Origin of the sequence: Trinickia mobilis (assembly GCF_017315705.1) — a bacterium.
Taxonomy (GTDB): domain Bacteria; phylum Pseudomonadota; class Gammaproteobacteria; order Burkholderiales; family Burkholderiaceae; genus Trinickia_A; species Trinickia_A mobilis.
This window is the reverse complement of the sequence record NZ_JAFLRF010000030.1, coordinates 66,059-74,568: the sequence shown is the minus strand read 5'-3', so window position 1 is coordinate 74,568 and position 8,510 is coordinate 66,059. Positions and strand designations below refer to the sequence as shown.

General features: G+C 55.3%; 7 protein-coding genes. 2 read left to right on the top strand and 5 right to left on the bottom strand.

What is annotated here, in order from left to right:
• Window positions 1-8 precede the first annotated feature (8 nt).
• On the top strand, window positions 9-167 hold the full coding sequence (locus J3489_RS28150; RefSeq protein WP_374193496.1) for a zinc ribbon domain-containing protein: 159 nt from the start codon (window positions 9-11) through the stop codon (window positions 165-167).
• A gap of 674 nt (window positions 168-841) precedes the next feature.
• Here the strand turns inward: J3489_RS28150 and J3489_RS28145 are convergent.
• The 5 genes from J3489_RS28145 to J3489_RS28125 form a co-directional block, all read right to left on the bottom strand.
• Complete coding sequence (locus J3489_RS28145; RefSeq protein WP_207003812.1) at window positions 842-1,651, bottom strand: hypothetical protein; 810 nt, start codon at window positions 1,649-1,651, stop codon at window positions 842-844.
• 678 nt (window positions 1,652-2,329) lie between these two features.
• Window positions 2,330-3,487, bottom strand: coding sequence for an ATP-binding protein (locus tag J3489_RS28140; RefSeq protein ID WP_207003809.1), 1,158 nt, complete (start codon window positions 3,485-3,487; stop codon window positions 2,330-2,332).
• Between the two features lie 8 nt (window positions 3,488-3,495).
• Complete coding sequence (locus tag J3489_RS28135; protein WP_207003807.1) at window positions 3,496-4,266, bottom strand: hypothetical protein; 771 nt, start codon at window positions 4,264-4,266, stop codon at window positions 3,496-3,498.
• A 594-nt stretch (window positions 4,267-4,860) separates the two neighbouring features.
• Window positions 4,861-6,933: a hypothetical protein gene (locus J3489_RS28130; RefSeq protein WP_207003804.1), complete on the bottom strand. Its 2,073-nt coding sequence runs from the start codon at window positions 6,931-6,933 to the stop codon at window positions 4,861-4,863.
• A 153-nt stretch (window positions 6,934-7,086) separates the two neighbouring features.
• Window positions 7,087-7,776, bottom strand: coding sequence for a hypothetical protein (locus J3489_RS28125; protein WP_207003802.1), 690 nt, complete (start codon window positions 7,774-7,776; stop codon window positions 7,087-7,089).
• 149 nt (window positions 7,777-7,925) lie between these two features.
• Between J3489_RS28125 and J3489_RS38960 the strand changes: the two genes are divergently transcribed.
• A complete protein-coding gene (locus tag J3489_RS38960; protein ID WP_374193494.1) occupies window positions 7,926-8,243 on the top strand; it encodes a DUF6471 domain-containing protein in 318 nt (105 codons plus the stop codon).
• Window positions 8,244-8,510 lie beyond the last annotated feature (267 nt).

Below are 8,510 nucleotides of genomic sequence, written 5' to 3'. Positions count from 1 at the left end.
CGAAGGGCCTGGAAGGTCTTGGAATAAGGGAATGGGCCTGCTTCGAATGTGGCGCGTATCATCATCGCGACATCAACGCGGCAGACAACATTCTCGCGGCGGGACGTCGCCGCCTAGCAGTAGGAATCCCCGTCCTTCCCGCGCCTTGCGCGGCAGCCTCAGGCTGAGGGCGGGGAGGACGTCAATTCCACTGCACCAAGCCATACCTTTTTGATTGCTTTCGCTTCCACGCGCACGGCGGCTAGCTACCCCGAACGGCCCGTCGTTGCTAGGGGCAACTGCCCGATAATGGGGCAAGATTTTCATTTGCTTCATTGCCTTCGCACCAAGGCCACCGAACGCCATCAGGCGCGGCATGTCATAGATGAAGATGCGCCAGATTTTTTACGCTACAGCAGACGCGCGGCTCGCCGGCCTGTTCGATCAAAAATTCGCTTTTCTCGGTGAGAAGTTCCGGCGTTTCCATTTGTCACGATAAACCGGTGTTCCACGCCAGTCGCCACCTTGCCGAAAGGAGGTGCACCGTCTTCCCTCGCAATCGATGGGCTCGCGGCAAACGGCTTCGATGAACCACGACGATTATCGCTCGGTTCACCACAACGCCGTTCAAGCCATGGGGCGCGCACCTGTTCCTCCGGTCCGCCTATCGATGAGAGATACATTATGAATGGATACTGAGTCGGCCTACATCGAAGTTGGTATGTCAGTGCTTTCCTCGGATATTCAAGTTGATGTGAAAACAGATTTGCTCTTCCGCGCCCGCGACATATTCCACCGACACACAGCGCAATCGGCGTCACGGGCGTGCTTACCTGCATTGAATTAGAGTTTCCAACCCAGCTCACCGGGGCCCGGCGTCGGCCGCGGCGCGCAATCGAAGAAGGTCGCCGAATGTCGCCAGATTTTCTTCGGCAATTATTGCGTCGAGCCCGGAAAAATGCGGAACCACGACGCAGGCACCGCATATCGTTCTCGGACCTACCGCAGATTCGGGCTGCACCACTATGACTGGCAGCGTCGCGAGATAAAGCTGTCGCAGCACATCCCGATTTAGTCGTACTTTCGCCCCTTCGGATAGTTTCCACGGACAGTACAGCTGCAGTCGTTCGCGTCGTGCCCCGCCCTCTGACAATACGCGCACGACTTCGCAGGCGATTCCATATGCCGCGAGAACCACACACAGCCAGGTAACCGGCACCCGACGAACGGTGTGGTACCGAGGTTCGTCGACATAGCCCAGACCAGTTGGTGTCGGGATCCATTTTTTCGGCGCGTGGAACGGCGCCCGCCTGGCGTCGAAATATTCCTCGACCATGGCGAACGCCATCGCGTCCGCATCATACGCGCCTGGATCAATCGGATCGCTGTGGAGCAGCATCCGGCGAATAGGTCTCGTAGCACGCAATTGCTCTTCATTCAGGCAGTGCGTTGCGATAAGCGTGAGCGCCCGGCGAGAAGTCTGCGAGCTTGTAAGTGCGTCGTCCTGCAGCACTTCATCAAGCGTAACTTGACCAGATTCCGCGAGATCAGATACGCCGGTGTCGGGTGCAATCTGGCCGATGACCTGCACCCGGCTCGGAATAGCGCAAGCCTCTCCGGGCATCGCGCTGTTCTTGCGAACTATGTCGAATGCCATTTCTTCGTAGCCCATGAAGCTCGCGTAGTCTCTGACAATTGCACATAGCTCCGGTACACCAGTATTCGAACCCGCCGTTAACGACAACGCCCATTTCCTGCAATCTGCGAACGCGTCCTCGAGGATGTCCGCACGAGGTCGCCGCGCAAGAAGTTTCCGATACGTTACTGCAGCGCCTGTGATGTGGTTGCCGCACGTCGGGCATGCATAGTTCGCACAAGCGAGGGCGTTTCTCCATTCTGGCATTGCTGCCTCGCATGACGCACAGGAGCTTCTTAGCCGTGAACCATGCAGCGGACATGAATCAAGGCTACGAAGCTGGAACCAGAACGAGTGATAGCCGCCTGCAATGCAATCCGGACAAAATCTGAGCTGGCTGTCAAACACCACGCTGCTTAGCATTCCCAATGCGTCCATGACCGCCAGCTCATCTGACGGGGGCGGCAACCCTAAGAACTCAGAACCACGCGACATCGGCACTGTGCTGCCACGAGCGTGCGGACCCTTGTCAAAGTAACGCCGGATATCTGGTGGTGTGAGTGCATTTGAATAGCCGACGCGCAGTTGTATACTCACGGTTGACTCATGAGGGAGGAAGGCTAATCGGCAACCAACCCAATAGCCTCCTCCCCCTTGATGACGTAACCGCGGCATCAACTTTCCCCGCCATCGGCTTTTACGTAATCGCGAGCATCATTCGGCCGTCTCATCAAGATCCTCGTCGACGTCGCTCTGAGCGTCCTGCTCCTGATCCTCGGCAGGCGGCGGAAATCCTGTTTGTGCCGAAGGCGTATCTCGCTTGTGCTCGAGCGCGATGCGCATATTGGCCTCACTGACGGCCGCGTCCCACTTCTTACGCGTCCCCTTGAAATCTGGTGCGTCGTGTTTTGCCTGAAATCCGAGAAAATCCTGAAGAGCAAAGAACACTTGCCTTGCCGGGTACCCCAGATGCTCGCTATTGTTCATGGAGCCTCGCAACGCCGCAAAAAATCTCTTTGCCTCGTTTTTCAGGCGAAAACCGTTCGAAAATGCCTCCGGCAGGAAAAATGCGGTGTACGGTACACCATCGTCGTCCAGTTTTTGATCGACCTTATCCAACAAGTCCACGAAGTCGCCCAGTGTGCTGTAGCTGCGCAGACGGACTTCACGGCAAGCGAACCGACTGACCAGATCGAAGCCGCCTTCTCGCTTAAGGCGCGCAACAGCATCGCTGAGTTCAGGGTTTTGGCCGAACAGAAACGTTACAAGTTGAACTCCCTCCATTTCGAGTTCATTGCTGAGATCTTTGAGAAACCTCATTTCGAGATCTCTCATCTGCTGCGCTTCGTCGATGAAAAGATAGACCGCGTTGTCCCCGACGGCTGTCGCTTTATCGATCAGCGCGTTCGTCAGGCGGAGTCGCAATGCCGGCGTTTCACCTCGAGTGTCGGCGATACCCGCCGCAGCGAGAAACTGTATATGAAACCCTCGAATCGTCGGAGTATGACTGCCTACGTAATTGAGTCTCACAATCGCGATTTCTCCATCGAACTCTTTCTCAAGCGCGTCCGTTACCGCGATGACAGCGCTGGTCTTCCCGTCGCCTGGTGATGCTGGCACCCAGCTGCCCGATCGTCGCATAAGCACGGCGTTGTGAATGACCTTGTTCAACTCGTCGACTGGTTTGGTCCACAATCGCTCTCCGCTTGCATGGTTGTTGATAGGGTGCTGCTGAAATTTGCGAATCAGTTTGAGCTTCGCTTTCTTCTGCGCCTTCATCTGTGCCGCCAACTGCTCCGGCGTAAGTTCCTCATTCGCGTTTTCGTTCTCGACGTTTTCCTCAACAGGTTCTTCCAGTGCATCGTTATTCATATCTCCCTCTAAAAGAAATCGACCCGATTAGCACTGCCAATCCAAATGCGGCGCGCTGCCACGTCCTCACTGAGTCCGGGGTTGCTATCTGACAGAAACGTCACTAACCGAACGTCCTCGATTTCGAGCTCCCAGCTCAGATCCTTGAGGAACAACATTTCCCTATTCCTCAATTTTTGCGCCTCGTCGACAAACAGGTAGACAGCGTGATTTTTTGCGAGTCTCGCCCGGCCGATGCATGCTCGTATTAGGCGCTCTCGGAGTACATGTGTCTCGCCTCGAAATTCTTCGACCCCAAGCGCATAGAGGATCTGAACAAGAAATTGTCGCAACGTCGGGGCCTGATCGTCCACGCTGTTGAGTCGAACTATCGTGACTTGTCCGCTGGACTTCTTCTCGAGCTTTTTCACTCGCGAGATGGCAGCGCTGGTCCTCTCGTCCCCGTATCCCGGTAACACCCAGAAACCGGACGTGCCCATGTAAACAGCGTGGGTAATCGTCCTGTTCAACTCTGCGATGAACTCTATCTTCAACCGCACACCTTTTTTCGTGTGAATGCTGGCTGGATGCTGCTGAGTTTCCCGAATCAGTCTGCGCGCCGTCATCTTCTGCGGCGCGCGCTGCTCCGCCGTACGTTCCTGGCTCGCGTTTTCGCCTTCGACGTTTTCGTTATCGGGCTCTGTCGGCGTTTGATCGTATTTCGATGCGTCAATATTCATAGCTTCCTCAAAAAAAGCGTCATGCGTTTGCGTATTGGCCTGGTCGTTGCGCAACGTCAATGGGGCTGCTGGCTTCAAGACCAGCCGGTCACGTTAAGTCATCCGTTTCTTGTCTTGATTGCTGCGCTCGCTATGGCAGCGGATGCTCTGCCAAGCCGAAGTCGGGCAAACCTCCTCTGCATTTCGAGTTCTTTCAGCCAGTTCACCAAAGCGACCCGTCCACGGGGGTGAGAGTCAATCATGCGCAGAGGGCCAATGTGTTGCCTCGTGTCTGCGGCCATTGCGTGAGCTTCGCGCACGTCCATTGGATTGACGAAGACCAAAACCGGGCGTTGTTGATACCTCGTAGATGTCAAAAACTCATCGCAGGTGTATGTGATCCCGAGTGTCTGGACATAGGCATAGCGCGCTAAGCTTCTGACCCGTACGTTGCATCTCCTCGCTTCTGCGAAGTGGATCCAGTCAGGCACTGCTAATGGGAGTCGTAGCTCTGATGTATCGGCGCACAGAACATCCTCAGGAGATGAGGCTGAGATCATTGTTCCGCAGCGATCGCAATTGCTTTGTGGCATTAAATTTCCTCCAGACAGTGGAACAGCGGCGCGCTATGGATGCGATCGGGCGCGCCGCAACAGGGCGGTGCAAAAAGACGGACTACAGGAGACCGAAGCGGTTAGTCTTCGAAGTCATCGGAGGCTTTACGGGAGGCTTTTTCGCCGATGCATCGAGACTTTTCTTTTTCGCGTCAAAGGACAAAACACGGGCCGTAGCAGCCGATCCGACGTTCGCTGAGGCGACTGGTACAGGCTTCGGGCGAACCGACACCTGCTGAGGTGAAGCGCCGTTCAGACGCCTGCTCTGCTCTTTCTTCGCGGCGTCCAAAGCGACGTCTGCAGGCTTCTTCGGAGACCGCTCTGCCTTTTCCCGAGCTGGTTTTGGTTGCGAAGCCGGAATAGCCATCGAGGATTCCAGCTGGCGCTCTATCTCGATGTTCGCGATATAGCCGTCCCGAATGTCAGCTTCGCATTGCCTACGCTCGGAGATGGTTTGTATGACGTCAGCGTATCGACCCGTCACGTGAAGCATCCCCAAATATTCCTTAGTGTCGGCGGATACCGCGAACGCCTGGTTTGCGTTACGTCGGTTAATGAAAAGGATTAACGTCTTTCCAATCCATTTGTCGGTATTGAAGATGGTTTTATTCGTGTAGGTTGCTCCCCACTTTTCGACGTACGGCAGACGCCGGCTCTTTTTACTTCCTGCCCGCACGACTGCGCGCTCGACCTTGGCGAAGCGGATCCATGGTTCGTAGTCGACGCGAGGCAGCGGCATCGGGAAAACGCCCGATGCCTTCTTCCTGATCAGCTTGTCGAGTTCAGCCACCGGGTTCGAGCCATAAAGCCCGGCCTTGTTCAGAGTATTTGCTGCTCTGACTGCCTTCGCGAGGATACGGATGACATCATGAAGACGGATATGATTTACCTCCGCCTGTTCGTTGGGGTCTGTACGGCGACTATCTGTCGGGTCCACCCCATAAGTTGACGAGAGCCTGGCCGGGCCTCGTCGCGTGACACTGCCGAACTCGCGTTCAATCTCGATACGGTCCATCCACTGGGCGACCCGTCCCAGGTTCACCGCACAGCCATAGATGCGAAGCATACTTCGCAGCGTGTCTCCCGCCAGATTCGCCCAACCGTTGTCGAGCCGAATCACGGACATCCCATGACCTTTGAACTCTGGGAAAAAGCCGTTCAGAATGATGGCCCCTTCACTCTCTTCTATTTCAGTGAGCAAGCCGGCGTCATTCATCCCCATGGCCTCCGACTCGAGGATATCGATCGCATCATCAGCCGCAGGATTGCGCGACAGGCTGACGTGAAAACCGACCACCGCCTTGAGTCGCGGGCAATACAACATGCCCCAGTACCACCGTCGGACAGCCACCCACTTCTTCTGCCCGTTTGGCAATTCAATTTCGAATATCGATGCCGCATCAATCTTTGCGTAATCTAACTGGAGACACGAAAGATGGCGGAGCTTCGGGAGCAAGCTCGGGAGCGTTGGGTCATGCCGACGCCTGCTTGCTACTGCCTCGCCGTGCCGTGCGACGTCGGTTTCTCTGGCATTCTCTTCGATGAACTCGCGGAAATATTTGTAAAAACCAGACCTGCCCAGGCTGGGAAGTCGGAACGGCCATTCCACGTCTGACACGCCAGCCGCCTTGGCCATGGCGAGGACTTCGTGCCACAGGACCTTGAACTCAGGACGAGCCTCGGGAATTGGTCCCTCGGCCTTTCCCCTCAGCCTGTCGTGAACATGCTGACGGATTTCGGGATGGTCTTCAAAAAACGCTCGACAGCACCCAGAAAATCCGCGCTCGCGTGGATTTCCATCGCGATCAGCCTTGCCTCCACCGGTCGACGGCTCGTGCCGCTCATACGACTTTGACCTTTTGTACGGGATAAGCGCGAAGAAGCCGGGAATCTCGCCTAACGTCGGTCGCACACACTTCCTGACGAATCGGATGACCTCCGACTTGCAGGTCCCTGTCCTTTCAAAAATTTTCGCGAACGATTCTCCATTCGCGTATCGGATGACAACATCCTTCCGCTTCAGGTAACGGTTCTTGTCGACCTCGTTGTCTTCAAATACTTCGTCTGGCACCGGCGTCCAGGTGCTTGGATGACCGTGTTCAATAGTTATCAAACCTCGTAGCGTTGACTCCATCGTTCCGATTCCCTTACAAATGCCCCGAAAACCATACGACCTCCGTGCTCCGCTAGACATATCGAGCATCGCCCAGGCGTCGAGGCCAAATCCTCTCGCGGCGATAAATGGTTCTGTCAGCATCGAATTGATAACAAATATCGAAGTTATCAATTAGTTATGCGAAATTATTGAGTCCAACGAAAGCAACGCTGTCGTAAGATTCGTCTTGGCGACACCTCTCATCAGGGCAAAGCCGAGGCTAGACAGCATTCGTGCCGAATCTACGCCTTCCCCCGACAGCAGCGTCACAAGCCTGACATCCCGTCCTGACTCCAATGCAGATGAAAGAACTCGCTGCTCATGGCTACAATCAAAGCGGCCTGGGTCTGCGCAGTTCATGCGAGCAGAAAGGAGCGCCCAGTTATCGAACAGCGTCTCGTTGACGGCGTCGCGGTAAATCACTTTATGCGTCGCACCCGCCCGTTCCGCAGCGATACTCAGCGCGTTGATGCGCGCCATTGTTGTCGCTTTCTGCTCCTTCTTCGCCATCGTCGTGACCAACCGTTTGCCCCCGCCGACAAGATCCACGACAAAATCAGGATGTGTCGACAAAGCTTCGCCCTTCGGCCCCTTATAGGGGATCGTGATGCTCTCTTCGTCGCTGAAGCTCGCCACGTGAACGTCGCCCGTAAGAAGAACGGCTGCCATAAAGCGCATGTCACCAACCAGCCCCATAACCTTCCCCGTCTTGGGCGACCGATACACCCACCGATTCGTCGTGGAGTGTTTCGGATCGTGGAACAGATCGCTATGAGTCACCTTCCAGGCTGTATCCCACAGCGGTAGTCCATGCTTATTCATACAAACTCCTTTCATCACTTCGTTTGCCGCCCGGATCCTAGTAACATGGAGCTTTTGGAGCACGGGCTCGGATATGAACACTCAACCAGTTGTCACCAACCAACCACATTTGATAACATTCGTTTTCAAATGATTGAAAAGAATCATATATGATTGGTTCAAGACATACTATGGCAATCCGTTCCCAAAAGCAAGAGGGAGGTGGACCCGGGGCGACCGTCGACTACGCCGAATGTGCGACTCGTGCGCTGAAGCGGTTGCTGGATGCGCAAGGAATGACCTATGCGGACTTGGCAGAACGCCTGTCTGGTATGGGGATCCGTGAAACTGAGGCTTCGATATCGCAAAAGGTCCGAAGAGGAACCTTTCAATTTTCTTTCTTTTTCCAGTGCCTTGACGCGCTCCACGTCCCCGAGGTCCTAGTCAAAGCTCCGAGCGTGGCGTTGACCTCCCCCCTGCAGATCTGACCCAGATCGCTGTCGCATGAGGGCCGCATGACGATGGCTCTAGGCAAGTTTTCGCAACAAGCATCTTCCGTTGATGGCTGCCGGATTCTTCGAACGGCGAAAGACTCGAAAGCGACGCTCCCTGGACGATCCAGATTGACTTTGATTGGCTTTCGGTCGACCGCCAGCGCTGCTCGTATCCCAAAATCACGGTGCCTCGCAACTACGATCGCCGTTAACCAAAATTCGTCGAGGTTAGCCACCGTGACACGGTCACGCTCCGCCTCA

Bases quoted from the DNA above. Each gene is read 5' to 3' on its own strand.
- J3489_RS28145 (WP_207003812.1), bottom strand. From the start codon at position 1,651: ATGGGCTACGAAGAAATGGCATTCGACATAGTTCGCAAGAACAGCGCG.
- J3489_RS28140 (WP_207003809.1), bottom strand. From the start codon at position 3,487: ATGAATAACGATGCACTGGAAGAACCTGTTGAGGAAAACGTCGAGAAC.
- J3489_RS38960 (WP_374193494.1), top strand. From the start codon at position 7,926: ATGATTGGTTCAAGACATACTATGGCAATCCGTTCCCAAAAGCAAGAG.
- J3489_RS28125 (WP_207003802.1), bottom strand. From the start codon at position 7,776: ATGAATAAGCATGGACTACCGCTGTGGGATACAGCCTGGAAGGTGACT.
- J3489_RS28130 (WP_207003804.1), bottom strand. From the start codon at position 6,933: ATGGAGTCAACGCTACGAGGTTTGATAACTATTGAACACGGTCATCCA.